This is a genomic window from Telluria mixta, assembly GCF_029223865.1.
Lineage (GTDB): Bacteria > Pseudomonadota > Gammaproteobacteria > Burkholderiales > Burkholderiaceae_D > Telluria > Telluria mixta.
This window is the reverse complement of sequence record NZ_CP119520.1, coordinates 2832538-2857394: the sequence shown is the minus strand read 5'-3', so window position 1 is coordinate 2857394 and position 24857 is coordinate 2832538. Positions and strand designations below refer to the sequence as shown.

The following is a 24857-nucleotide window of genomic DNA, read 5'->3' as shown; positions in this document are numbered from 1 at the left end:
TCTTTCGGGCAAACAGACGGTTTTATATGGCGAAAAAGCTACTGCTGCTCAATGGCCCCAATTTGAATTTACTGGGGACACGTGAGCCTGCGGTGTACGGCGCGACGACGCTCGCCGACATCGAGCAGGCCGCCACCGCCCAGGCACGGGAAGCCGGGGCGGAGATCGTCTGTTTCCAAAGCAACCATGAAGGCGCGCTGATCGACCGTATCCACGCTGCCCGCCAGGAAGGCGTGGACGCGATCGTCATCAACCCGGGCGGTTTGACCCATACCAGCGTAGCGCTGCGCGATGCGCTGGCGGGGGTGGACATTCCGTTCGTGGAAGTGCACATCTCTAATATTTACAAGCGCGAGGAATTCCGGCACCACTCCTTCCTGTCGGCGATCGCGCTGGGCACGATCTGCGGGCTGGGAGCGGATGGATATCGCTTTGCCATCGACTTCGTGCTGAAACAACGTTAATCTACGTCAACTTCACGCATTCGCGCGTAAGTACCTACCGCCGGCGCGCCGTATGCTCTTAAACAAATAATTCCAAGGGGTTTCACATGGATCTAAGAAAACTCAAGACACTGATCGACCTCGTCGCCGAGTCGGATATCGCCGAACTCGAAGTGACCGAAGGCGAAAGCAAGGTCCGCATCGTCAAGTCCTCGGCAATCCCGCAGAATCAGATGGTCATGGTGCCGCAGCAAGGCGTCCAGCAATTCTCGACTCCGGCCATGGCGGCGCCGGCAACCGCGCCCGCGGCAGCCCCGGCCGCGCCGGCCGAACCGACCGGCCACGTCGTCAAGTCGCCGATGGTCGGCACCTTCTACCGTTCCTCGGCACCGGGCGCTCCGGCATTCGTCGAAGTGGGCGCGAACGTGAAGGAAGGCGATACCCTGTGCATCATCGAAGCGATGAAGCTCCTGAATGAAATCGATGCCGACGCCTCCGGCACCATCACCAAGATCCTGGTGGAAAACGGCCAGCCCGTCGAATTCGGCCAGCCGCTGTTCGTGATCGGCTAAACGTCTCCGGCGCGGTCGTCCGACCGCGCCCTCCCGGCATGCTGCCGGCACTCAAAGAAACACCGAACTTACCATGTTTGAAAAAATTCTAATCGCCAACCGTGGTGAAATCGCGTTGCGTATCCAGCGCGCCTGCCGCGAGATGGGCATCAAGACGGTCGTCGTGCACTCCGAGGCGGACAAGGACGCCAAGTACGTGAAGCTGGCCGACGAGTCCGTCTGTATCGGCCCGGCTCCGTCCGCACAAAGCTACCTGAGCATGCCGGCGATCATCAGCGCGGCGGAAGTCACGGACGCCGAAGCGATCCACCCCGGCTACGGCTTCCTGTCGGAAAACGCCGACTTCGCCGAACGCGTCGAAAAATCGGGCTTCGTGTTCATCGGCCCCCGTCCGGAATCGATCCGCATCATGGGCGACAAGGTCGCGGCCAAGCAGGCCATGATCCGCGCCGGCGTGCCGTGCGTGCCCGGTTCGGACGGCGCCCTGCCCGACGATCCGAAAGAGATCATCCAGACCGCGCGCCGCGTCGGCTACCCGGTGATCATCAAGGCCGCCGGCGGCGGCGGCGGCCGCGGCATGCGCGTCGTGCACACGGAAGCCGCGCTGCTGAACGCCGTCGCGATGACCAAGACCGAAGCCGGCACCGCGTTCGGCAATCCGGAAGTCTATATGGAGAAGTACCTGGAGAATCCGCGCCACGTGGAAATCCAGATCCTCGCCGACGAGCACAAGCAGGCCGTCTGGCTGGGCGAGCGCGACTGCTCCATGCAGCGCCGCCACCAGAAGGTCATCGAGGAAGCGCCGGCACCGGGCATCCCGCGCAAGCTGATCGAGAAGATCGGCGACCGCTGCGCCGAAGCGTGCCGCAAGATCGGCTACCGCGGCGCCGGCACGTTCGAATTCCTGTACGAGAACGGCGAGTTCTACTTCATCGAGATGAACACCCGCGTGCAGGTCGAACACCCGGTCACCGAAATGATCACCGGCATCGACATCGTGCAGGAACAGATCCGCATCGCCTGCGGCGAGCGCCTGCGCTTCCGCCAGCGCGACATCATGCTGTCGGGCCATGCGATCGAGTGCCGCATCAACGCGGAAGACCCGTTCAAGTTCACGCCGTCGCCGGGCCGCATCACCGGCTGGCACCCGCCGGGCGGCCCCGGCATCCGCGTCGATTCGCATTCGTATGCCGGTTACTACGTGCCGCCGCACTACGACTCGATGATCGGCAAGGTCATCGCCTACGGCGCCACGCGCGACCAGGCGATCCGCCGCATGCAGATCGCGTTGTCGGAAATGGTCGTCGAGGGTATCCTGACCAACATCCCGCTGCATCGCGAACTGATGGTCGACGCCCGCTTCATCGAAGGCGGCACCAACATCCACTACCTGGAGCAGAAGCTGGCCCACAAGCCGGACCTGCCGAAGGATGGCGCGATCGGCGCCAAAGCCGAGGCCGAACAATGAGTTGGACCGAAGTCATCATCGAGATCGCACGCGAGCATGCCGAGGGGCTCTCCGACGCCCTGATGGAAGCGGGCGCGCTGTCGGTCTCGGTGGAAGACGCGGACGAAGGCACGGACGCGGAAAAACCCCTGTTCGGCGAACCGGGCATGGTGCCCAAGGAAGCCGCCTGGGACCACAGCCGCGTCGTCGCGCTGACGGACGAGGATGCCGACCAGGGCGCGATCGTGGCAGAAGCTGCGGCCGCCATCGGCTTGCAGCAGGCGCCCGCGTTCGCGACGCGTCCCGTCGCGGACGCCGACTGGGTGCGCCTCACGCAATCGCAGTTCGAGCCGATCCACATCGGCAAGAACATCTGGGTCGTGCCGAGCTGGCACGAAGCCCCGGATCCCGATGCGCTGATCCTCGAAGTCGACCCCGGCCTCGCATTCGGCACGGGCAGCCATCCGACCACGCGCCTGTGCATGGAATGGCTGGAAGCCCACCCGGCGCCCGGCAAATCCGTGCTGGACTACGGCTGCGGCTCGGGCATCCTCGCGATGGTCGCGAAGAAGCTCGGCGCGGCGGACGTCACGGGTGTCGACATCGACGAGCAGGCGATCGAATCGGCGAAGCTGAACGCGGAACGCAACCGCTGCGAGATCGACTTCTACGTGCCGGACGACTTCGTCGCCTCCACGCACGGCAACGAACGTTTCGACATCGTCGTCGCGAACATCCTGTCGAGCCCATTGAAGCTGATGGCGCCGATGCTGTCGGGACGCGTGGCCGACGGCGGTTTCCTGATCCTGTCGGGCGTGCTGGCGCGCCAGGCCGAGGAAGTGGCTGCCGCGTACGCACCTTTCATCAAGCTGGGCGTCTGGGCCGAGTTGGACGGCTGGGTCGCCCTCCACGGGCAGCTCGGCGCGGCGTCTGCACCGGGAGCACGTGCTACGGCCGACGGCAGCAAATAAGGCATGGCGCTCGCCACCCAGTGCCCGCATTGCCACACCACGTTCCGCGTCGCCGCGGACCAGCTCAAGCTCCGCGGCGGCATCGTCCGCTGCGGGTCTTGCCAGCGCATCTTTGACGGCAACGCCCACCTGATCGACCTGGACAAGCCGGCCACGCCGGCGCCCGTCCAGGAAGACGACGCGCTGCCCGTCTACACCCTCGACTTCGACCACACCTTCGATCCGCTCGGCATCCTGCCGAAGCCTGCCGACGACGTGCCCGAGCCCCCGCGCGCGCACGTGTGGCGACGCGCGCCCGAGGCCGAGGAAGCGCCGGAAACGGCCGCAGTCGAAGCGCCGGTTGCGGCGGACTACGCCCCCGCGGACCGCGTCGAACCGCAACTGGAAGCGGTGGTCCACGCGGCGCCCGATACCGAACCGGAGCCCGAGCCCGAGCCCGCCGAAGACGTCGTCGCCGAACCGCCGCCTGCAAGCGCGTACGCGCCCGCCGACCGCATCGAACCGAGTTTCGACCTGCCGGTGACCGAGGAAATCGTCGCCCAGCCGCTGCCGGACTACGAACCTGAAGCGGAGCCGGAGCCGGAACCGGAGCCGGAGCCGCAACCCGAGCCCGTCCCTGAACCGCCCGCGCCGCCATCCGACGCCCCGCCCTTCCTGCCGCTGCGCGCATCGGCCGCGAGCGAACCGCCCGCGCCGGCACCGGCGATGATCCCGCCCGTGGTGAAGCCGGCGCGCAGCAAGGCCGCGCGTGCCACCGAAGCGCGCGGACGGCGGTCCAAGCTGACGCCGACGAAGATCGAACCGCCGAAGCTGCGCCTCGCGGCCGAGGGCGATACCGACGAGCCGGAGTTCGTCAAGCGCAGCCGCCGCCAGGAACGCATGGGCCGCACGCAGCGCATGCTGATGGCGGCGGGTGCCGTCGTGCTGCTCCTCATGCTGCTGGCCCAGGCGGTACTGGGCTTCCGCAACACGCTGGCCGCGCAGCATCCGGGCCTGAAACCGGCGCTGGGGGCCGCGTGCGCTGTCCTGGGCTGCCGCGTGGAGCTGCCCGCGCAGGCCGAGAACCTCGTCATCGAGACGGGCGAACTGACCACGCTCGGCCCGAACACGTACGCACTCAATACGCTGCTGCGCAACCAGGGCAGCCTCGTGCTGGCCTGGCCCAGCATCGAGCTCGAGCTGACCGACGCCAGCGACAAGCCGGTGCTGCGCCGGGTGCTGGCGCCCGCCGACTACCTGCCGCGCGGCACGTCGCCGGCCAGCGGTTTCGGCCCGCATTCGGAGCAACCGGTCACGCTGCATTTCACGCTGGATGGCCTGCAGCCGTCCGGCTATCACACTTTCGTTTTCTATCCTTGAGACTTCCAATGACCAAGACCTCGCTGATCTGCGGCTCGATCGCCTTCGACAAGATCATGCAATACCATGGCCGTTTCGGCGAAACCCTGCTGGCCGACCAGCTGCACCGCGTGAACGTCTCGTTCCTCGTGCCGACCTTGCGCACGGAATACGGCGGCTGCGCCGTCAACATCGCCTACAACCTGAAGCTGCTGGGCGGCGAGCCGCTCATCATGGGCACCATCGGCCAGGACGGGGGCGACTACCTCGACCGCATGGAGCAGCAAGGCCTCGCCACCAACGCGATCCGCACCATCGCCCACGCGTACACGGCCCAGTGCTTCGTCACGGCCGACCTGGACGGCAACCAGATCAACGCGTTCCACCCGGGCGCGATGCAGTTCTCGCACGAGAACAGCCTGGCCGACTACCTGCCGCTGCGCGTGGCGATCGTCGCGCCGGACGGCCGCGACGGCATGATCAAGCACGCGCGCGACTGCGCGGAACGGGGCGTGCCGTTCATCTTCGACCCGGGCCAGCAGCTGCCGATGTTCAACGGCGACGAACTGCTGGCCTTCATCGGCCAGGCCAGCTACCTCGCCTGCAACGACTACGAATTCGAGATGGTGATGGACCGCACGGGCCTGCCGCTGCAGGACATCGCGGCGCGCCTGGACGCGCTCATCGTCACCCGCGGCGAGCACGGTTCGGACATCTATGCCGGCGGCGAGCACCACAAGATCCCGGCCGTGCCGGCGGCCAGCGTGGTCGATCCGACGGGCTGCGGCGATGCCTACCGCGCCGGCCTGCTGTTCGGCATCGCCAATGACCTCGACTGGCCCACGACGGGCCGCCTGGCCAGCCTGCTGGGCGCCATCAAGATCGCCCACCAGGGCGGCCAGAACCACAGCTTCACGCCTTCGGAGATCGCGGATAAATTCGAAGCAGCCTTCGGCTACCGCTTCTAACGCTCGAGGCAAAAGAAAAAGCGCGCCGTCCCTCGCGGGACCGGCGCGCTTTTTTATCGGCAGTGGCCAGGGTCAGATGTAGAACACCTGACGCAGCAGATACTGCGCGATCTGGATCAGGATGAAAGCCACCAGCACCGACAGATCGAGGCCACCGACCGGCGGGATCACGCGGCGCAGCGGGCGCAACAGCGGGTCGTTGAGCGCGTGGACGAACGGCGCCAGCGGCGCATGCGGATTGACCCAGCTGAAGATCACCTCGATGATCAACAGGCCCATGAAACCGTACAGGATCCAGTCGAGCAGGCGGACCACGGCGATCAGCACGACGGCCTGGCCGCTCGTCCCGGCCAGCAGCAGGATCGAAGACGCCACCAGCACCACGAGAAACGCGCCCAGCAGGCTGGCCCAGTCGTAACCGCCCGCGCCCGGCACGATTCGGCGCAGCGGGCGCACGAGCCAGTCGGACAACGTGAACGTAAATTGCGCGATGGAAGCCGGCGGACGCACGCGGGTCACCTGCATCCAGAAACGCAGCAGCAAGACGCCACCCAGCACACCGGCCGCGGTATCGACGATCAATTTAAGAATGGGCAGCACGAGGACTCCTTGAAAAAAAAACCGCTGTGTGAAAGCTCACACAGCGGTATTTTGCCTGAACCAGGCAGGAATGGCTTACGGACGGCTGCTGGTCGGGAACGGCCATGCTGCCGGTGCGATCACCGACTTGGCGGCCGGTGCCGGGGCTGCAGCTGCGCCGCTGTCCTTGCTGTCGGTCTTGGCTTCGGCTTTCGTCTCGGCCTTGGTGTCGGCCTTGGTTTCAGCTTTCGACTCGGCCTTGGCTTCCGGCTTGGCTTCAGCCTTGGCTGCGGTCTTGCTTGCGGTCTTCTTGGCGGCCGGCTTCTTCGCAGCAGCAGCGGCTTCCGGCTTCGCTTCAGCCTTGGCGGCCGGCTTGGCGGCGGCTTTCTTCACTGCCGGCTTGGACTCGCTTTTGGCGGCAGGCGCTGCGGCCTTGGTGGCTGCGGTCTTGGTCGCTGCAGTCTTCTTGGCAGCCGGCTTGGCGGCGGCGGTCGACTTGGCGGCGGTCTTGGTTGCAGCCGGCTTGGCGGCGGCGGTCGACTTGGCAGCGGTCGACTTGGCAGCGGTCTTCTTCGCAGCCGGTTTGGCGGCGGCGGTCGACTTGGCGGCAGTCTTGCCTGCTGCTTTCTTCGCAGCCGGTTTGGCGGCAGCCGTCGACTTGGCGGCGGTCGACTTGGCAGCGGTCTTCTTCGCAGCCGGTTTAGCGGCAGCGGTCGACTTGGCGGCGGTCTTGCCTGCTGCTTTCTTGGCAGCCGGTTTGGCGGCAGCGGTCGACTTGGCAGCGGTCTTTTTGGCGGCCGGTTTGGCAGCAGCGGTCGACTTGGCAGCAGTCTTCTTGGCAGCCGGTTTAGCGGCGGCGGTCGACTTGGCAGCAGTCTTCTTGGCAGCCGGTTTGGCGGCGGCGGTCGACTTGGCGGCAGACTTCTTGGCTGCCGGTTTGGCGGCGGCTTTGGTTGCGGTCGACTTGGCTGCGGTCTTCTTCGCTGCCGGCTTGGCGGCGGTGGTCGACTTGGCTGCAGTCTTCTTCGCTGCCGGTTTAGCGGCGGTGGTCGACTTGGCGGCGGTCTTGGTTGCAGCCGACTTGGTCGCGGTCGACTTGGTTGCAGCGGCTTTCTTTGCAGCCGGTTTAGCGGCGGCGGTCTTGGTTGCTGCGGCTTTCTTTGCTGCCGGTTTGGCGGCGGCGGTCGACTTGGCGGCGGTTTTGGTTGCTGCCGATTTAGCCGGTGCTTTGGTAGCGGCGGCTTTCTTTGCAGCCGGCTTCGCAGCGGCTTTAGCGGCTACGGTTTTGGTTGCGGGTTTATCTGCTGCTGCCTTAGCGGCCGGTTTGGTGGCGGCTTTTGCAGCCGGTTTTGCTGCTGGTTTCTTCGCGGCGGTTGCCATTTTCTGTTCTCCTTCTCTGCGATGAGAAATTACGCTACATGGTTTGAACCCGTCCAACCCGGTCTGCTTGGTCGGGCGAATTATTCATCGGCGCAAACGCGGCGTTTGCGTCAATGAATCCGGCACCAGCCGAACTGCCGCGGCAATTCGATAAAACCCGTAAAACATCCGGGCATTCATCGCCGATTTACGCTATACTGTGTTTTCATACAGTATTCGCTCAATCGCTCACTGCGGCACCTCGGCTAATCGTCGTCGCCGACGACCTAAACGACTAAAGTCCGATGGCTCACTGCGCTGTCCACATCGCAGCCCGCTGGCCGCGAAAAGAAAAAGCCGCCATACCCGACGTTTATCAGGCAATGCGGCTTGTTCTTTTCGCTAAGCTTACGTGCATACTGAATGAATCAGCGTCCCATTTATGATCGGTTTGTTTCCCGTTGAACGCCTCGAAAATCGGCGTCTTCACGTTTTGACAAATTCAATCACGTAAAGTACACGAAAACCTTGTCAGTGCGCAACCCGCACACAGTATTTTTCATGTCTTTTACAGGTGAACCAGCGATAACCTCAACCGAAACGATCGCTGCGATAACGTTTGATTCCTTCCTCGTCTTGCTTGGTCTCCAAAAACAAGCGCGCAAAACAATGCGCATTACGTTACTACGATTTCGCATAAAGCCTTTATTTAAAGGCGATATTCGAAATCAGTCCTCCACTGCGGTGATACGCAGCAAGTCCATCTTGCACAGCCACGCGAGTCCGCGCAGCAAAGTGGGCCGGTCGCAAGGTCCGAGCGCGTCGAGCAGCTCGTCGACCTGCGTGGGCCGCGATTCGATCGATCCGAAGATCTGTCCAAACTCTTCCAGCGTCGGCAGCGACGCGTGCGCGAAGCGGTTGATCGCGAGCTCGCGATACTGGCGCAGCAGCGCGAGCGATGCGTCCGGCGCGAGTTCCACCATCGACGCCGGCGTGATCCGCATCGTCGGATACGTGGCGAACAACTCGAACGGATCGAGCCGGTCCGGCACGACCGTGGGCAGCGCGGGACCCAGCGCCGCATCGGCGCGGCGCCGTTCGTCGAGCTCGCGCCACAACGCGCGGTAGCGCCCGAACACGACGGCCCAGTCGAATTCCGCGCGCACGCGCCGGCGTGCGTTCTCGCCCAGTTCGCGGCGCAGCGCGGCATCGCCGACGAGGCGCGCGCATGCCTGCGCGAGGGCCGGTCCATCCACCGCGACCGCCTGGCTCGTGTGGCCGCAGTACGCGTCGTAGCTGTCCACGCCATCGTCGTAGCGCTGCGCGAGATCGAGCCCGGCGCCCGCATCCGGCATCACGGTCGGGATGCGATAGCCGTCCACGCCGTCGCGCACGGTGTCGCGGTAGCCGTTCCAGTCGCTGACGATGCACGGCAGGCCCGCCGCCATCGCTTCCAGCGGCGTCAGGCCGAAGGTCTCCTGCACGTTGTCCGCGAGCGAGATGAAGACGTCGGCGGCGGCCCAGGCGTCGAGCTGGTTCGCGGCCACGCGGCCGTTCAGCACCGACAGCGTCACGGATGGACACAGTTGCGCGGCCGCCTCGTGGAAGGCCCTGTCGATGGCCTCGTTGGCGAACCAGCCGCACAGCACCAGGTGCACGCGCCCACCACCCTGCGCCGCCGCTTCGAGCGCCGCGAACATCTGTTGCGGATGCGCCTTCGCGTGGAACGACAGGCGGCCGAGGAACAGGAACGCGACGTCGCCGGCCTCGAGCCCCAGGCGCCGGCGCACGGCGTCGCGGCGGGATGCGTCGACGTCGAAGTCGGCGGCGTGCACGCCGAGCGGGATCAGGGGCAGCTGCGGCATTTCGAAGCGCTGGGCACCGAGGCGCGCACTCAAATACTCGGCCTGGCGCTCGAGCACGCGGCGCACGCTGTCGCGCACGACGCGCGACGTGCAGATCACGGCATCCCAGCTGCGCACGGGCGCCACGAGCAGGCCGGCGAGACTCGTCATCACGGCATGGCTGGCCGTCGTGTGCGTAATGCCGCACAGGCTGTAGCGGCGCTCGCCGAGCCCCTGGCGGCGCCACGCGAGGCGTTCGATGCCGGGCGCGGGGTGATACAGCGTGCCGTAGCGCTCCAGGTCCTGCGGGCGCCCCTGCGCGATCCAGTCGACCTGGCCCTTGTAGCCGTGTTCGCGCAGCAGGCGCTCGCCTTCGGCCGCGTGGGCCTGGCCGCCGGCGAAGCAGCCGACCGACTCGAGTCCGGGCGCCGTCGCGATCGCGCGCAGCAACCCGGCGCCGGCGGCCTGGCGGCCCATCAGGCGCGGGCCTGCCGTCGAGTAGCCGTCGGGGGCGTAGTGGAAGGCGAAGCGGTCCGTCATGCGCCCTCCTCCGCCTGCGTGCGCTCGTCCTTGCGCTCATCCAATGGCTTGAGCAGGTCGAGGTAGACCGGCAGGCCGACCGTTTCGAAATCGTAGCGCGTGCGCACCGTCTCGCGCCCGGCCTGGCCGATGGACGCGATCTCGGCGCGGCGCGCGATGAGGTCGAGCGCGCGGTCGGCGAGCAGCGCCGCGTCGAAGAACGGCGTCAGGAAGCCGTTCTCGCCGTCGCGGATCACTTCCCGCACCGGCGCGGTATCCGAGCCCAGCACCGGCACGCCGACGGCCATCGCCTCCAGCATCGACCAGGACAGCACGAACGGATACGTCAGGTAAACGTGCAGACTCGATACCTGCAGCGCGCTGCGGTAGGTGGCATACGGCACCTTGCCGAGGAAGTGCACGCGCGACCAGTCGACGGCGTCGCCGTGCCCGTCCAGCTCGGCCTTGAGGGCCTCGCGGTAGCTCGCATGGCCCTGCGGCGGACGGCGGCCGTAGCTGACGCCGTCGCCGCCGATGACGACGACCTGCAGCGCCGGATTCCCGGCCAGCAGCCGCGGCAGGCTGCGCATGAAGATATGGAAGCCGCGGTAGGGTTCGAGGTTGCGCGCGACGAACGTCAGCACCGGCTGCGCGCGCGTGAGCACGGCGCCGCCGGGCAGTTCCAGCCGCGCGTGCGGGTCGGGGCTCAGTTGCTGGGTGTCGATGCCCTCGTGGACTTCGCGGATCTTGCCGCGCAGTTCAGGCGGATGCACGCCGCGCTGCCAGGCCGTGGGCGCGACACCGTCGTCGGCGGCCAGCAGCGACTGCATCAGCACGGAATTCTTGATGCGGATGCGCAGGCGGTCGTCGAAGCTCACCGGATACTCGGGATCGAAGCCGACGTCCAACCCGCTTGCCGCCCACCAGAACTCGCAGAACACGACGAGGCGCGCCTGCGGGAACACGTCCTTGACGAACAGGGCTTCGCCCCAGCCGGGGTGGCACACGACGACGTCGGGCGCGAAGCCGTCCTGCTTCAGCGCCACGCACACGCGCGCGACGGCCTGGCCTCGGCGCACGCATCCTTCGAAGTGACGCAGGTAGTGATGGGTCTTCTCGCCCGGACCGTCCGGCCTGGCGTAGCCGATCGTCCGCACCTTCGGCCCCGCGCTTTCGCGCCGCACCGCAGTCTCTTCGCCGATCGCGACGACGTCGAAGTCGGGCCGCGTCTGCAGATACCGCATCAGCCGGCGAAACTGGCCCGGCAGATTCTGGTGGATGAAGAGGACTCGGATCATGACGTTCGGTTCGCGTGACGACGACGACAAGTTGGAATTGAACGCATGATAGCCTCAGACTCCGCGTCGTGGCGCGACGCACGTGCAAAATCGTGAAGAATGCGTGCGTTGGACCACGCAAGATGGCATCAACGTATCGTCGAAGGTACGGACTCACGGTCCGCGATGGCGATCGCGGACCAGTGCACATCGACCACGGGCGTGCGCGTTGCGCGGTCGCGGCGGTAGCTGTGGAAGGTCCAGCGTCCATCGGCGCGCGTGTGGCACATCGTGCATTCGCCCCGCCTCGCCACGGCCTCCACGCCCGCGCGTTCGAGCTGGCGGCGCACGATCGCGGGCAGGTCGAGCCGGCGCGGCTGCGGCGCGACAAAGCCGGGCGCAAGGTCCCAGCGCTCGACGAAACCGTCGATGACTTCCTGTCCCACTTCGTAGCAGCACGCGCGCGCGGCCGGACCCAGCGCCGCGATCCAGTCGCCGGGATCGCCGCCGCGCGCACGCACGAGGTCCGCGAATGCCGTGACGATGCCGCCCAGCGCGCCGCGCCAGCCCGCGTGCAGCGCCGCCACTTCGCGCCCGTCGCGCCGCGCCAGCAGCACCGGCACGCAGTCGGCGGTGGCGATGGCCAGCAACAGGCCGGGCCGGTCGGTCAGCATGCCGTCGGCCTCGCCGCAATCCTCTTTCGCCGCCGTCACGACCGCGATGCGCGTGCCGTGGCGCTCGTGCTGGATGGGGCGGCGCGGCCAGTACCCGGGCAGCAGCGCGGCCATGTCGTCATGGCGCGTGCCGAAGCCGTGCACGATGGCGGGATGGTCGAGGAGCGGGCTGGTGAACATGGCGGACTGCGGAGGGCGAGGTCGAAGTGGCGGCAGCATAGCATGACCGCGGCCGGGAATTCCTGTACTACATAGAGTCCTTGCACTCGGCTTCCCAGTACGGCGGATCGCCGAACGCCTCCCTCAGCCACGCGCCCAGTGCGCGCAGCTTCGCGGACGGATGCTGGCCGTCCGCGTGCGCCATATAGATGTATTCCTGCTCGGCCTCGACGCCGACGTCGATGACGCGCAGCGTCCCGGCCCTGAGTGCGCCGCTGACGATGAAGATCGGCAGCAGTGCGATGCCCAGCCCGGCGAGTGCAGCGTCGCGCATCATGTCGCCATTGTTCAGCACCATGCCGGGCCGTCCGCGCACGATGCGGGTGTCGCCCTGCTGCGCGAAGCGCCAGTCGGCCCCGCCGCGGTGCATGTAGAAGATGCCGCGGTGACCTTCGAGTTCTTCCGGCGAGCGGGGCGTGCCGTGCCGGTCCAGGTAGGCGGGCGCAGCGACGAGCACGCGCCGGCTGGTCGCCAGCCGCCACGCGACGAGGTAGTTATCTGCGATCGGGCCGTGGCGGACGATGGCATCGAATCCGTCCGAGGTCGCGTCGACCCGGCGGTCGTCCAGCTCCAGCGTCAACTGGATGTCGGGGTGTTGCGCGAGAAACGGATAGAGCGCGGGCCCCAGGTGCATGCGGCCGAACGTCACGGGCGCGGAGATGCGCAGCGGACCGCTCAATTGCCCGCGCCGCTCGGCCAGGTCGGCCGCGGCCTCCTGCACGTCGCGCACGATGCGCACGGCGCGCGCGAGGAAGGCGACGCCATCCTCGGTCAGCGACAGCTTGCGCGTGGACCGCTGCAGCAGGCTGGCGCCGAGCGACCGCTCCAGCTCGACGAGGCGCTCGCTGACGACGGAACGCGACACGCGCAACCGGCGCGCCGCTTCGCTCAGGGACCCGCTTTCGGCCACCATGACGAACGTGGCGATGCCTTCCAGTTTCATGGCCGTTCCCCTTTGTTCGGCGTTTCCGAATTGCTGTTGCGGTATTTGGTGACTAGTCCGGCCGCTCATCCTAAACCATAGTGGCAGTCACCCCAACGTCCATCAACCAGGAGCCCCCATGTTCTACCGTATTGCAGCCGTTCTCTCGCTTGCCGTGGCACTGAGCCATCCCGCCACCGCCGCCGTCCAGCCCTTCCCACCCGCTTTCAAGGCGCAGACCATCCAGGCCGGCGACGCCGCGCTGCACGTGGTCAGCGGCGGCCACGGCCCCGCCGTCGTGCTGCTGCACGGCTTCGGCGACACCGGCGCCATGTGGTCGCCGCTGGCCGCCCGCCTGGCGGCACACCACACTGTCGTCGTGCCGGACCTGCGCGGCATGGGCCTGTCCTCGCACCCGGCCGGCGGCTACGACAAATGGACGCAGGCCGGCGACGTCCGGGCCGTCCTCGACAAGCTCGGCATCGACCACGCGGTCGTCGTCGGCCACGACATCGGCACGATGGTCGCGTTCGCCTACGCCTCCCGCTATCCCGACAAAACGGACCGGTTGGTTGTCATGGACGCGCCCGTGCCCGGGATTCCGCCGTGGGAACAAATCCTGCGCAATCCGCTGCTGTGGCACTTCTCGTTCGGCGGCCCGGACGCCGAGCGCCTCGTCGCCGGCCGTGAGCGCATCTACCTGGACCGCTTCTGGAACGAATTCGCCGGCGACCCGAAGAAGGTCGACGAAGCGACCCGGTCTTATTATGCGAAGCTGTACGCCCGCCCCGGCGCCATGCACTCGGCCTTCGCGCAATTCCTCAGCTTCCCCAAGGATGCCGAGGTCAACCAGAAAGTCGTCGCCAATAAACTGACTATGCCCGTGCTGGCGATCGGCGGCGCCAAATCGTTCGGCGCCAACGAGGCCGTCGTGATGCGCAATGCGGCCACCAACGTCACCGAAGCGGTCATCCCGGATGCGGGGCACTGGCTGATGGAAGAGGCGCCGGAGGCGACCATGAAGGCGATCCAGGGGTTTGTCGACGGAAAATAAAAAAACCCGCCAGTTGGCGGGTCTTATCCTGGGTGGGCGGACGCGCCGGGATCAATCCCAGTTCAGCGCGCCACCGGTCTGGTACTCGGTCACGCGCGTCTCGAAGAAGTTGCGCTCCTTCTTCAGGTCGATCATCTCGCTCATCCACGGGAACGGGTTTTCCTCATTCGGGAACAGCGCATCCAGGCCGATCTGGACGGCGCGGCGGTTGGCGATGAAGCGCAGGTAGCCCTTGAACATGGCCGCGTTCAGGCCCAGCACGCCGCGCGGCATCGTGTCTTCGGCGTAGCGGTATTCCAGGTCGACGGCCTGCAGGAACAGCTGCTTGATCTCTTCGCGGAATTCCGGCGTCCACAGCTGCGGGTTTTCCATCTTGATCGTGTTGATCAGGTCGATGCCGAAGTTGCAGTGCATCGATTCGTCGCGCAGGATGTACTGGTACTGCTCGGCGGCACCCGTCATCTTGTTCTGGCGGCCCAGCGCGAGGATCTGCGTGAAGCCGACGTAGAAGAACAGGCCTTCCATCAGGCAAGCAAACACGATGATCGAGCGCAGCAGCTTCTGGTCGTTTTCCAGCGTGCCGGTGTGGAACGTCGGATCGTTGATGACTTCGATGAACGGGATCAGGAACTGGTCCTTGTCGCGGATCGACGGGATCTCGTTGTAGGCGTTGAAGATTTCCTTCTCGTCCAGGCCCAGCGATTCCACGATGTACTGGTACGCGTGGGTGTGGATCGCTTCCTCGAACGCCTGGCGCAGCAGGTACTGGCGGCATTCCGGCGCCGTGATGTGGCGGTAGGTGCCCAGCACGATGTTGTTGGCGGCCAGCGAGTCGGCGGTCACGAAGAAGCCCAGGTTGCGCTTGACGATGCGGCGCTCGTCTTCGGTCAGGCCGTTCGGGTTCTTCCACAGTTCGATGTCGCGCTGCATGTTCACTTCCTGCGGCATCCAGTGGTTCGCGCAGCCGGCCAGGTATTTGTCCCACGCCCATTTATATTTGAACGGGACCAGCTGGTTGACGTCGGTCTTGGCGTTGATGATGCGCTTGTCGTCCGCGTTCACGCGCTTGGCGACGTCGGCGGCGCTGGCTTCAGGATTGACGGCGGCGGCGGAGGCCGGTGCGGCGGCCGGTTCATCGTCCCAGGAGAGAGCCATGATGTTTTTCCTTCTTGAATTCTTTTAGCGGCATCGCCCGGGAGGCCGGGCGATGCGGGGTTACGTTTAGGGGTCTAATCTATTTACTGGCAGGCTTCGCACTCGTCGAAGCCCGCATCGCCCGGCCGCAGGTAGCAGGCCGCGCCGTCCACGACGTCCGGAGCAGCTGCTGCCACCGGTGCCGCCGGTGCAGCGGCCGCAGGGGCAGCCGACAGACCGCCATCGACCGCCACGGCGTTCAGGGCGCCGGTACGGGTGGTCGACTTCTCCATGTGCGTCGCGGCGATCGTGCGCAGGTAGTAGGTCGTCTTCAGGCCGCGCAGCCAGGCCAGTTTATAGGTCTCGTCCAGCTTCTTGCCGGAAGCGCCAGCCATGTAGATGTTCAGCGACTGGGCCTGGTCGATCCACTTCTGGCGGCGCGACGCGGCTTCCACCAGCCACTTCGGCTCGACTTCGAACGCCGTGGCGTAGATGTCGCGCAGGTCTTGCGGGACGCGGTCGATGCGCGACAGCGAGCCGTCGAAGTATTTCAGGTCGTTGATCATGACCTCGTCCCACAGGCCGCGCGCCTTCAGGTCGCGCACCAGGCAGGCATTGATCTCGGTGAATTCGCCCGACAGGTTCGACTTCACGTACAGGTTCTGGAACGTCGGCTCGATGCAAGCCGACACGCCGATGATGTTCGAGATGGTCGCGGTCGGGGCGATCGCCACGCAGTTCGAGTTGCGCATGCCGAACTGTTTGATGCGGTTGCGGACGATGCTCCAGTCCATCGATTCCGACGTGTCCTGCTCGAGGTAGCCGCCGCGCTCTTCGGCCAGCAGCTTGATCGAGTCCTGCGGCAGGATGCCGCGGTCCCACAGCGAACCTTCGTACGACTGGTAGCGGCCGCGTTCCTCGGCCAGCTCGGTCGATGCCAGGTAGGCGTAGTAGCAGACGGCTTCCATCGAACGGTCGGCGAATTCCACGGCTTTATCCGATGCGAACGGCACGCGCATCATGTGCAGGCAGTCCTGGAAGCCCATGATGCCCAGGCCGACCGGACGGTGGCGCATGTTCGAATTCTTGGCCTTGTCGACGGCGTAGTAGTTGATGTCGATGACGTTGTCGAGCATGCGCATCGCCGTGCGGATGGTCTTCTGCAGCTTGACCACGTCCAGCCCGTCGCCCTTCATGTGGGCCGGCAGGTTCACGGAACCCAGGTTGCAGACGGCGATTTCCTCTTCGTTCGTGTTCAGCGTGATCTCGGTGCACAGGTTCGACGAGTGCACGACACCGACGTGCTGCTGCGGCGAGCGGATGTTGCACGGATCCTTGAACGTGATCCACGGGTGGCCCGTTTCGAACAGCATCGACAGCATCTTGCGCCACAGGTCGAGCGACTGCACTTTCTTGTACACGGTCATCTCGCCGCGGGCGGCCTTTTCTTCGTACTTCAGGTAGGCTTCCTCGAACGCCTTGCCGACCTTGTCGTGCAGGTCCGGCGCTTCCGACGGCGAGAACAGGGTCCACTCGCCCTTTTCCATCACGCGCTTCATGAACAGGTCCGGAATCCAGTTCGCGGTGTTCATGTCGTGCGTGCGGCGGCGGTCGTCGCCCGTGTTCTTGCGCAGGTCGAGGAATTCCTCGATGTCCAGGTGCCACGTTTCCAGGTAGGCGCAGACGGCGCCCTTGCGCTTGCCGCCCTGGTTGACCGCGACGGCGGTGTCGTTGGCGACCTTCAGGAACGGCACGACGCCCTGCGACTTGCCGTTCGTGCCCTTGATGCGCGAGCCGAGCGCACGCACCGGGGTCCAGTCGTTGCCCAGGCCACCAGCGAATTTCGACAGCAGCGCGTTTTCCTTGATGGCGTCGTAGATGCCTTCCAGGTCGTCGGCGACGGTGGTCAGGTAGCACGACGACAGCTGCGAGCGGCGGGTGCCCGAGTTGAACAGCGTCGGGGTCGAGCTCATGAAGTCGAACGTCGACAGCAGGTTGTAGAACTCGATGGCGCGCGCTTCGCGGTTCTCTTCACGCAGCGCCAGGCCCATCGCGACGCGCATGTAGAACGCCTGCGGCATCTCGATGCGGGTTTCGCGGATGTGCAGGAAGTAGCGGTCGTACAGGGTCTGCAGGCCGATGTAGCCGAATTGCAGGTCGCGGTCGGCGACGATCGCCTTGGCCAGCTTCTGCAGGTCGAACTTGCCCAGTTCCTCGTCCAGCAGCTCGGCGTCGATGCCCTTGGCGATGTATTGCGGGAAGTAGGTGACGTATTCGGCGGCGGCGCCGGCCTGCGGCACGTCCTTGCCGAAGATCTCCTTGCGGATCGAGTGCAGCAGGATGCGCGCGGTGACCTGGCTGTAGGCCGGGTCCTTTTCCATCAGCGCGCGCGCGGCCAGCACGGCCGACTTGTGCAGTTCCTCGACCGGCACGCCGTCGTACAGGTTCTTGACCGTCTCGGCCAGGATCGCGTCGGCGTCGACGTGCTTTTCCAGGCCGGCGCAGGCGGCGTTGATCAGGGACGACACTTCGTTCATGTCCAGCAGGCGGCGTGCACCGCCGTCGACCACGTGGATCTGCGGCGCGGCGATCTGCGTCGTGCCGGCGGCTTCCTTGGCGGCGCGGCGCTCTTCCATGCGCTTGGCACGGTACAGCACGTATTCACGCGCGACGTCATGCTCGCCCGAGCGCATCAGGGACAGTTCCACCTGGTCCTGCACATCCTCGATGTGGAAGGTACCGCCGTTCGGCTGGCGGCGCACGAGCGCCGCGACCACGTTGTTCGTCAGTTGCGCGACCAGTTCGCGGATGCGCGCCGACTCGCGGCCCTGCTCGCCATTGACGGCCAGGAACGCCTTGGTCATCGCGACGGCGATCTTGCTCGGCGCGAACGGCACCACGGCGCCGTTACGGCGGATGATGCGGTAGTCGCTGCCCGCGACCAGTTCGTCCGCGCTCTTGCCTGCCGTCGTAGCTGCCGCGACGGGGTTGATGGAAATGTCCGAAGATGTTTGCATTGAGCCTCCCAGCATTGGCGTCACAGACTGCCACCGCCTTCACGAATAAGGTAGATATGGACCCCTCGGAGTGAATCCAGGGAACGCTGCCAACTCATCAAAATTGGCAACTCGATAACTTTCTGCCGATAAAAAATAGGAGCTGCAATGTTGAGAAAACGCTTTTGCGCTCCTACTCCGTCTGTTCGGCATTAAGGCCGTTGACCACTAGATGTAGTAGACAACGGCCTTACAGACCTAATTGTAGTCGATGTCCGCGATTTTTATGAGCTCTGCGAGTAAGATTTTTTTCTTGACATCGATCAGTGCCGATACCTGAAGCCTCCACGGCGAAGTAAGCACTAACATTGAATTTGTAGCGCGAATTCGTGTGCTTATTAATCGTGCAAAATCGGCCCATTTGGCGTTGCTGCGTTGGCGAAAAGACCACGCAGGTTTAAGGCTCCGGCGCGTGGATGTCCAGTTTCTGCATCTGGTAGCGCAGCTGCCGGACACTGATGCCGAGCAGGCTGGCGGCCTGCGTACGGTTGAACTGGGTCTGGTTCAGCGCGCGCAGGATGATGTCGCGCTCGACCTGGCTCAGGTAGTCCGGCAGGTTGCTCGGCAGCGCATCGTCGGCCAGCTGCGGCGGCGGCGCGGCCTGCTCCAGCTCCAATTTCGGCTCCGGTGCCGCGCTCACTGGCGTCTGCGGCGGCGGCGGCACGACGGCCGCGTCGCCCAGCTTCGCGCCCTTCAGCAGCAGGTCGCCCGCCTCGATCACGCCGTCGTCGGCAAACGCGAGCGCGCGCTCCAGCACGTTTTCCAGCTCGCGCACGTTGCCCGGGAACGCATAGCCGCGCAACGCTTCCAGCACGCCGGGACCCAGTCTCGCCCCGCCCGGCCCGGCCAGGCGCGCGAGGATGGCGTCCACCAGCAGCGGCAGATCGTCCAGGCGCTCGCGCAGTGGCGGCAACGTCAGTTCGATGACGTTCAGGCGGTAGAACAGGTCCTGGCGGAAGCTGCCGTTTTCCACACACTTCGCGAGATCCTTGTGCGTGGCGCTGATGATGCGCACATCGACCGGTTCCTCGACCGTGGCGCCGATCTTGCGCACGCGCCGCTCCTGGATCGCGCGCAGCAGTTTCACCTGCATCGCGAGCGGCAGGTCGGCCACCTCGTCGAGCATCAGGGTGCCGCCGTTGGCGGCCTGGAAGAAGCCGTCGCGTTCGTCGTTCGCGCCCGTGAACGCGCCCTTGCGGTAGCCGAAGAACTCGGCCTCCATCAGCGCCTCGGGAATCGCGCCGCAGTTCACGGCGACGAACGGTTTGCCCGCGCGCGCGCCCTGGGCGTGGATTTCGCGCGCGGCCAGTTCCTTGCCGCTCCCGGATTCGCCGTTGATGGCGATCGGCGCCTGCGAGCGGGCCAGCCGCGCGATCTGGGCACGCAGCGCCTGCATCGCGGGCGATTGCCCGATCAGGCGCGACGTTTCTCCGGCCTGGCTGGCGGCCGGCGCGGCCGCCGGCTCGGACAGTTTCAATGCCGCGCGCACCATCGCACGCAGGTCGTCCAGCACGACGGGCTTCGACACGTAGTCGAACGCGCCGGCCTTCAGCGCCACGACGGCATTCTCGGCGCTGCCGTACGCGGTGATCACGGCGATGGGCGTGCTTTTGTGATTGGCCGCCACCTCGCGCACGAGCTCCAGGCCCAGGCCGTCGGGCAGGCGCATGTCGGTCAGCACCAGCGCAAACGACTTTTGTCCCAGCAGCGTACGCGCCTCGCGGACGGTCGCGGCGCTGTCCACGTCGAGCCCCATCTTGAGCAGGGTGATCTCGAGCAGCTCGCGCAGGTCGGGTTCGTCGTCGACCACCAGGATGCGGGGTGAGCTCATGCCTATCTTTCCGTGACGTCGTCTCTAATAGTATTGTCTTGCCCGGACGAGGCGGCGAACGTGATCACGAAGCGGCCGCTGGCCTCGCCCATGCCGTCGGGCGCGCCGGGCCGCACGTCCTCGGTGCGGTATTCGTAGTCGAGCCTCGCGCCGTTGTTCAGGCACAGCTCGCGCGCCAGGTACAGGCCCAGGCCCGTGCCCTTGCTCGACGTCGTGTAGAACGGTTCGAACAAATGCGCGCGCACTTCCGGCGTGATCCCGGGGCCGTCGTCCTGCACGTGCAATTCCATGCGGCCCGTCGCATCGAGCACCGGCACCACGCGGATGCTGGCCGGCTTGCCGCTCGCGTAGCGGATCGCGTTGCCGAGCAGATTCACGAGCACTTCGCGCAGGTGCAGGCCGTCGAAACGCACGGACCGCCCGCCCGCATCGCCCACCCACACTATATCACCGGCCATGTCGTGCATTTCCGTGAACTCGGCGCGCAGCTCGGGCAGGAAGTCGTCCAGCGCCACGGGCGTGCCGTTCGGCTGCACCTTGCGCGACAGTTTCAGGATGTCCTCGACCATGCGGTTCACGCGCGCCACGTTGTCGTTCACGATGCGCAGCAGGCGTGTCTCCGCCTGGCCGTGCATGTCCTCCGCCAACAGTGACGTCGCATGCCCGATCGCCGACAGCGGATTCCTCACCTCGTGCGCGATGCTGGCCGTCAGACGGCCCATCGATGCGAGCTTGAGTTGCTGCGCCTGGTTTTCGATGGCACTCACGTCCTGCAGGAAGACGAGGCTGCGCTCGGCCGTGCCCTCCGGCGTGTCCACGCGCGCGAAGCGCAGCTTCAGGTGCACCGGCTGGTCGAGGCGGCCGCGCACCGGACCGTCCGTCTCGTGCCAGCGCTTGACGGTGACGAAGCCGCCCGTCACCGCCGCCGGCGCGTCCATGCAGCGGCCGACCCAGTCCGTGAAACGCTGTGCCACCGGCTCCAGCGCCGGCACGTCGGTCAGCCGGAAGGTGTTACCGTCCTCGCCCGGCTGCATCTCCAGGCCGAGCATGCGGCGCGCCGCCGGATTGCCGCCGAAGACGGTGCCGTCGCGTCCCAGCACGAGGATGCCGTCATCCACGTCATCGACGACGATGCGGTAGATCGCCTGCTGGATGCGCAGGTCGGCGCCGCGCCGCGCGGCCAGCTCCTCCTGCTTGATGAGACGCGCGGCCAGGCGGTTCACCACCAGCACCACCGCGAAGAACGCGGCGCCGGTGAGCCCGGCCTGGGTCAAGGGCGGCTCGTCCGCGCGCACGAAGATCACCCAGGCGCTCTCGCCCAGCACGAACAGCGTGGCCAGCGCGGCCGAGAACAGGGCCAGCACCAGCGGCGCGAGGATCGCGGCGCCCGCCAGCGGGAACAGGTACAGCAGCGCGAGGCCGCTGCGCATGCCGCCGGCGGCAAGGTACAGCAGCGAGATCGCGACGATGTCGACGATGACCTGGGCCGACAACTGCCACAGGAAGCGCCGCCGCCAGCGCTGGGCGACGACCGCGAACAGCAGCGCGGCGAGCACGTAGACGATGCACGTCTCGGCATACGCGGTACCGTCGACGCGTCCGCGCCGCACGTCGATCGACAGGTACAGCAGCAGCACGAACGCGATCACGATGCGCGTGACCGTCAGCGTTTGCAGCGAGCGCCAGAACGTCGAGCGCGACTCGGCGGAAAGGGAAAGCCGGCTCGCCATGCGGCGGCTTACCGGGCCTGCTGGTGCGCCTCGCGCGCGTGCGCCGTGCCGCAATAATCGCGGCCATCGGCCCGCACGGCTTCCGACGCCGGGAAATAGACGCCGCAATGGGCGCAGCACAGCATCGTCTCGGACTGGTCCTCGACGCGGCGCCACGCCCTGGTGTCCCCGCCGCTGGATGCCGGCGCCGGCCCGGAGGCCGGATTGACTGCGGGGCCTTGTGCGCGCGTCATCGCGGCGCGCAGTTTGCTGCGGATGGCGGCCACCACGAGGATGACGAGCGCAATCCAGAAAAGCAGTCGCGTCATACGAACCCCCGGTGCAGAACGACTTCGAAAACGAACCGGCTGCCGACGTAAGCCAGCGCCAGCGTGGCGAATCCCGCCAGCGTGAAGCGCAGCGCGGTCTTGCCGCGCCAGCCGCGCCAGCGGCGTCCGGCCAGCAGCGCGGCGAACAACACCCACGACAGCAGCGCGAAAAAGTTTTTATGGTCCCAGCGCAGCGCGCGGCCGAACAGCTGTTCGGAGAACACGATGCCCGACAGGACGGTGAGACTGAGCAGGATGAAACCGATGCCGATCATGCGGAACAGCAGCCGCTCCATCGTCAGCAGCGCCGGCAACTGGTCGAGCGCGCCGGTGAACCAGCCCTGCTTCGCGCTCTTCGTATGCAGACGCGCCTCCTGCAGCGCCATCAGCACGGCGTGGAACGCGGCGATCGTGAGGGTGCTGTACGCCGACACGGCAACCGCGACGTGCCAGCCGAACGCGGGCGACTGGGCCTGCACGGGCATCAGGTTGCCGGGGAACAGCGGCGGCAGGATCGCCGCGACGGCCGCGCACGGCATGACCATGCGGCGCATGCCGTCCAGCGCGAAGTTGCGGTTTTCGATCCAGTAGGCGGCGACGGAAATCCACAGCGCGGCCGACAGCATGAAGGCAAAGCCGACGCGCAAGGTGCCGTTCGACACGATGTCCGGCCACAGCGCGGCGCCGTGCACGGCCCAGGCCACGGCGGTGACGGCCGAAATGGCCGAGCCCTGCCGCGACGGCAGCAGGGCACATACCGCGTACAGGATTGCCGCGGCGATGAATAGGGTGAGTTGCATACGCGCGAGTCTACACCATCCGACAGGGGGAAGGTTGGGTTGTCAAAGGGATAACCTGAACCCGTCGTTCCCGCGCAGGCGGGAACCCAAGTTCGTCGCGGACCACAAGCTTTGGTTACGGCTGTTCACGCAAATTAGGTTCCCGCCTTCGCGGGAACGACGTTTCAAGTTACGTGGCTCAGTCGACCGCAGCCGCCTTGATTTCGGCATCGTGATGGCGCTGCTGCTCCTCCATCACCATGAGCCCCAGTTCCCGCTTGAGCGCATTGAACTCGGGCGCGGCCGGATCGCGCAGGCGCGGCAGGTCGACGAGGATGTCGCGCTTGATCGTGCCCGGCCGGTACGTCATCACGACGATGCGATCGGCGAGGTAGATCGCTTCCTCGATGCTGTGCGTGACGAAGATGACGGTCTTCCTCAACTCGGCCCACAGGCGCAGCAACTCGTCCTGCAGGTTGCGCCGCGTGAGGGCGTCGAGCGCGCCGAACGGTTCGTCCATCAGCAGGATCGGCGAATCCAGCGCCAGCACGCGCGCGATCGCCACGCGCTGGCGCATGCCGCCGGACAGGTCCTTCGGATAGCGCTTCGCGAAATCCTCGAGCGACAGAAGTTTCAGGAGCTCACCCACGCGCGCGGCGATCTGGGCGCGCGGCATGCCCTTGATCTCCAGGCCGAAGCCGACGTTCTGCTCCACCGTCATCCACGGGAACAGCGCATATTCCTGGAAGACCATGCCCCGCTCCGGCCCGGGGCCGGCGACGGGCACGCCGTCGGCCAGCACCCTGCCCGACGTGGGCGGCGCGAAGCCGGCGATGGCGTTCAGCAGGGTCGACTTGCCGCAGCCGGACGGTCCCAGCAGACAGACGAACTGCCCGTGCGGGATTTCGAGCGAGATGTCCTGCAGCGCGACCATGCGGCGGCCGTCGCCGTCGAACACTTTACTGACGTTGTCGATGACGATGTGCGCAGTCATGTTCAGTGCTCCAGGCCGCGGTGCCAGCGCAGCAGATAGTTGTTCAGCTTGTTCATCCCGGCGTCGATGGCGAGGCCAAGGAGGCCGATCGTGATCATGCCGGCGATGATCTTGTCCGACCAGAAGTACTCGCGCGCCTCCGAGATGCGGAAACCGAGCCCGTTGTTCACGGCGATCATCTCGGCCACGATCACGACGATGAACGCCGTGCCGATGCCGATGCGCATGCCGGTCAGGATGTACGGCACGGCCGCCGGCAGGATCACGCGCAGGAACATCGTCGGCCCGCTCGCGCCCAGGTTGCGCGCCGCGCGCAAATAGATGCCGTCGACCTGGCGCACGCCCGCGATGGTATTCATCAGCACCGGGAAGAAGGCGCCCAGCGCGATCAGGAAGAAGGCCGGGGGGTTGCCGAGGCCGAACCACAGCATCGACATCGGGATGTAGGCGATGGGCGGGATAGGGCGCAGCAGCTGGAACAACGGATTCAGCCAGGCATACGCGATGCGGCTCGCGCCCATGGCGAGGCCGATCGGCAGCGCCAGCGCGGCGCCGACGAGGAAGCCGACGATCACGCGGTACATGCTGCCGATGGCGTCGGTGATCAATTCGCCGGAAACCATCCACGCGAGCCGCCCGCCGCCGTTGGCCTCGTGCCAGGCCGGGTAGTCCTGCAGCGGCAGCAGGTACGCGATCCACTTGTGCCAGACCTGCAGCGGGGACGGCAGGACGTTCCCGTTGACCCATCCCATGCTCGCCACCCACTGCCAGATCGCGATCGCGACGACCGGCACGACCAGGCCGATCGCGATGTCCTGCCACCTGCGTTTCACCATCTC

At 66.2% G+C, this 24857-nt stretch carries 21 protein-coding genes; 7 read left to right on the top strand and 14 right to left on the bottom strand.

What is annotated here, in order from left to right:
- The first annotated feature begins 26 nt into the window (after window positions 1–26).
- The 6 genes from aroQ (at window position 27) to P0M04_RS12780 (ending at window position 5739) form a co-directional block, all read left to right on the top strand.
- Window positions 27–464 carry a type II 3-dehydroquinate dehydratase gene (gene aroQ / locus P0M04_RS12805; RefSeq protein ID WP_036235544.1) on the top strand — a complete coding sequence of 146 codons (438 nt, stop codon included), beginning with the start codon at window positions 27–29 and terminating at the stop codon, window positions 462–464.
- Between the two features lie 86 nt (window positions 465–550).
- A complete protein-coding gene (gene accB / locus P0M04_RS12800; RefSeq protein ID WP_259450841.1) occupies window positions 551–1015 on the top strand; it encodes an acetyl-CoA carboxylase biotin carboxyl carrier protein in 465 nt (154 codons plus the stop codon).
- A gap of 73 nt (window positions 1016–1088) precedes the next feature.
- Entirely contained in the window at window positions 1089–2483 is a 1395-nt protein-coding gene (gene accC / locus P0M04_RS12795; protein WP_259450840.1) for an acetyl-CoA carboxylase biotin carboxylase subunit, read from the top strand.
- Window positions 2480–3433, top strand: coding sequence for a 50S ribosomal protein L11 methyltransferase (gene prmA, locus P0M04_RS12790; RefSeq protein WP_259450839.1), 954 nt, complete (start codon window positions 2480–2482; stop codon window positions 3431–3433). Before accC ends, prmA begins: the two co-directional genes overlap by 4 nt.
- A gap of 3 nt (window positions 3434–3436) precedes the next feature.
- On the top strand, window positions 3437–4792 hold the full coding sequence (locus tag P0M04_RS12785; protein ID WP_259450838.1) for a DUF3426 domain-containing protein: 1356 nt from the start codon (window positions 3437–3439) through the stop codon (window positions 4790–4792).
- A gap of 8 nt (window positions 4793–4800) precedes the next feature.
- On the top strand, window positions 4801–5739 hold the full coding sequence (locus P0M04_RS12780) for a carbohydrate kinase family protein (RefSeq protein ID WP_259450837.1): 939 nt from the start codon (window positions 4801–4803) through the stop codon (window positions 5737–5739).
- A 72-nt stretch (window positions 5740–5811) separates the two neighbouring features.
- Here P0M04_RS12780 and P0M04_RS12775 read toward each other — a convergent pair whose 3' ends face one another.
- The 6 genes from P0M04_RS12775 to P0M04_RS12750 form a co-directional block, all read right to left on the bottom strand.
- Complete coding sequence (locus tag P0M04_RS12775) at window positions 5812–6339, bottom strand: YggT family protein (protein ID WP_259450836.1); 528 nt, start codon at window positions 6337–6339, stop codon at window positions 5812–5814.
- Between the two features lie 75 nt (window positions 6340–6414).
- Window positions 6415–7698, bottom strand: coding sequence for a transcriptional regulator (locus P0M04_RS12770; protein WP_259450835.1), 1284 nt, complete (start codon window positions 7696–7698; stop codon window positions 6415–6417).
- Window positions 7699–8405: 707 nt separating this feature from the next.
- On the bottom strand, window positions 8406–10061 hold the full coding sequence (locus P0M04_RS12765) for a glycosyltransferase family 4 protein (protein WP_259450834.1): 1656 nt from the start codon (window positions 10059–10061) through the stop codon (window positions 8406–8408).
- Complete coding sequence (locus P0M04_RS12760) at window positions 10058–11338, bottom strand: glycosyltransferase family 4 protein (RefSeq protein ID WP_259450833.1); 1281 nt, start codon at window positions 11336–11338, stop codon at window positions 10058–10060. The genes P0M04_RS12765 and P0M04_RS12760 overlap by 4 nt, the downstream gene beginning before the upstream one ends.
- A gap of 128 nt (window positions 11339–11466) precedes the next feature.
- Complete coding sequence (gene pgeF / locus P0M04_RS12755) at window positions 11467–12171, bottom strand: peptidoglycan editing factor PgeF (protein WP_259450832.1); 705 nt, start codon at window positions 12169–12171, stop codon at window positions 11467–11469.
- A 67-nt stretch (window positions 12172–12238) separates the two neighbouring features.
- A complete protein-coding gene (locus tag P0M04_RS12750) occupies window positions 12239–13153 on the bottom strand; it encodes a LysR family transcriptional regulator (RefSeq protein ID WP_259450831.1) in 915 nt (304 codons plus the stop codon).
- Between the two features lie 118 nt (window positions 13154–13271).
- Between P0M04_RS12750 and P0M04_RS12745 the strand changes: the two genes are divergently transcribed.
- Window positions 13272–14186, top strand: a complete 915-nt coding sequence (locus P0M04_RS12745; RefSeq protein ID WP_259450830.1) for an alpha/beta fold hydrolase — start codon at window positions 13272–13274, stop codon at window positions 14184–14186.
- A 51-nt stretch (window positions 14187–14237) separates the two neighbouring features.
- On the opposite strand, the gene P0M04_RS12740 is transcribed toward P0M04_RS12745, so the two are convergent.
- From P0M04_RS12740 to P0M04_RS12705, 8 genes are all read right to left on the bottom strand, one after another.
- Window positions 14238–15341 carry a ribonucleotide-diphosphate reductase subunit beta gene (locus P0M04_RS12740; protein ID WP_259450829.1) on the bottom strand — a complete coding sequence of 368 codons (1104 nt, stop codon included), beginning with the start codon at window positions 15339–15341 and terminating at the stop codon, window positions 14238–14240.
- Between the two features lie 83 nt (window positions 15342–15424).
- Window positions 15425–18337 carry a ribonucleoside-diphosphate reductase subunit alpha gene (locus P0M04_RS12735; protein WP_259450828.1) on the bottom strand — a complete coding sequence of 971 codons (2913 nt, stop codon included), beginning with the start codon at window positions 18335–18337 and terminating at the stop codon, window positions 15425–15427.
- A gap of 436 nt (window positions 18338–18773) precedes the next feature.
- Window positions 18774–20207 (bottom strand): sigma-54-dependent transcriptional regulator, encoded by a 1434-nt coding sequence (locus P0M04_RS12730; RefSeq protein ID WP_259450827.1) that lies wholly within the window; start codon window positions 20205–20207, stop codon window positions 18774–18776.
- Window positions 20208–20209: 2 nt separating this feature from the next.
- Entirely contained in the window at window positions 20210–21937 is a 1728-nt protein-coding gene (locus P0M04_RS12725; protein ID WP_259450826.1) for a sensor histidine kinase, read from the bottom strand.
- A gap of 8 nt (window positions 21938–21945) precedes the next feature.
- Window positions 21946–22245: a PP0621 family protein gene (locus P0M04_RS12720; RefSeq protein ID WP_259450825.1), complete on the bottom strand. Its 300-nt coding sequence runs from the start codon at window positions 22243–22245 to the stop codon at window positions 21946–21948.
- Window positions 22242–23045 carry a cytochrome C assembly family protein gene (locus tag P0M04_RS12715; RefSeq protein WP_259450824.1) on the bottom strand — a complete coding sequence of 268 codons (804 nt, stop codon included), beginning with the start codon at window positions 23043–23045 and terminating at the stop codon, window positions 22242–22244. Before P0M04_RS12715 ends, P0M04_RS12720 begins: the two co-directional genes overlap by 4 nt.
- A 178-nt stretch (window positions 23046–23223) precedes the next feature.
- Complete coding sequence (locus tag P0M04_RS12710; protein WP_259450823.1) at window positions 23224–24018, bottom strand: ABC transporter ATP-binding protein; 795 nt, start codon at window positions 24016–24018, stop codon at window positions 23224–23226.
- A gap of 2 nt (window positions 24019–24020) precedes the next feature.
- Window positions 24021–24854, bottom strand: a complete 834-nt coding sequence (locus tag P0M04_RS12705; protein ID WP_259450822.1) for an ABC transporter permease — start codon at window positions 24852–24854, stop codon at window positions 24021–24023.
- Between the last annotated feature and the right edge of the window lie 3 nt (window positions 24855–24857).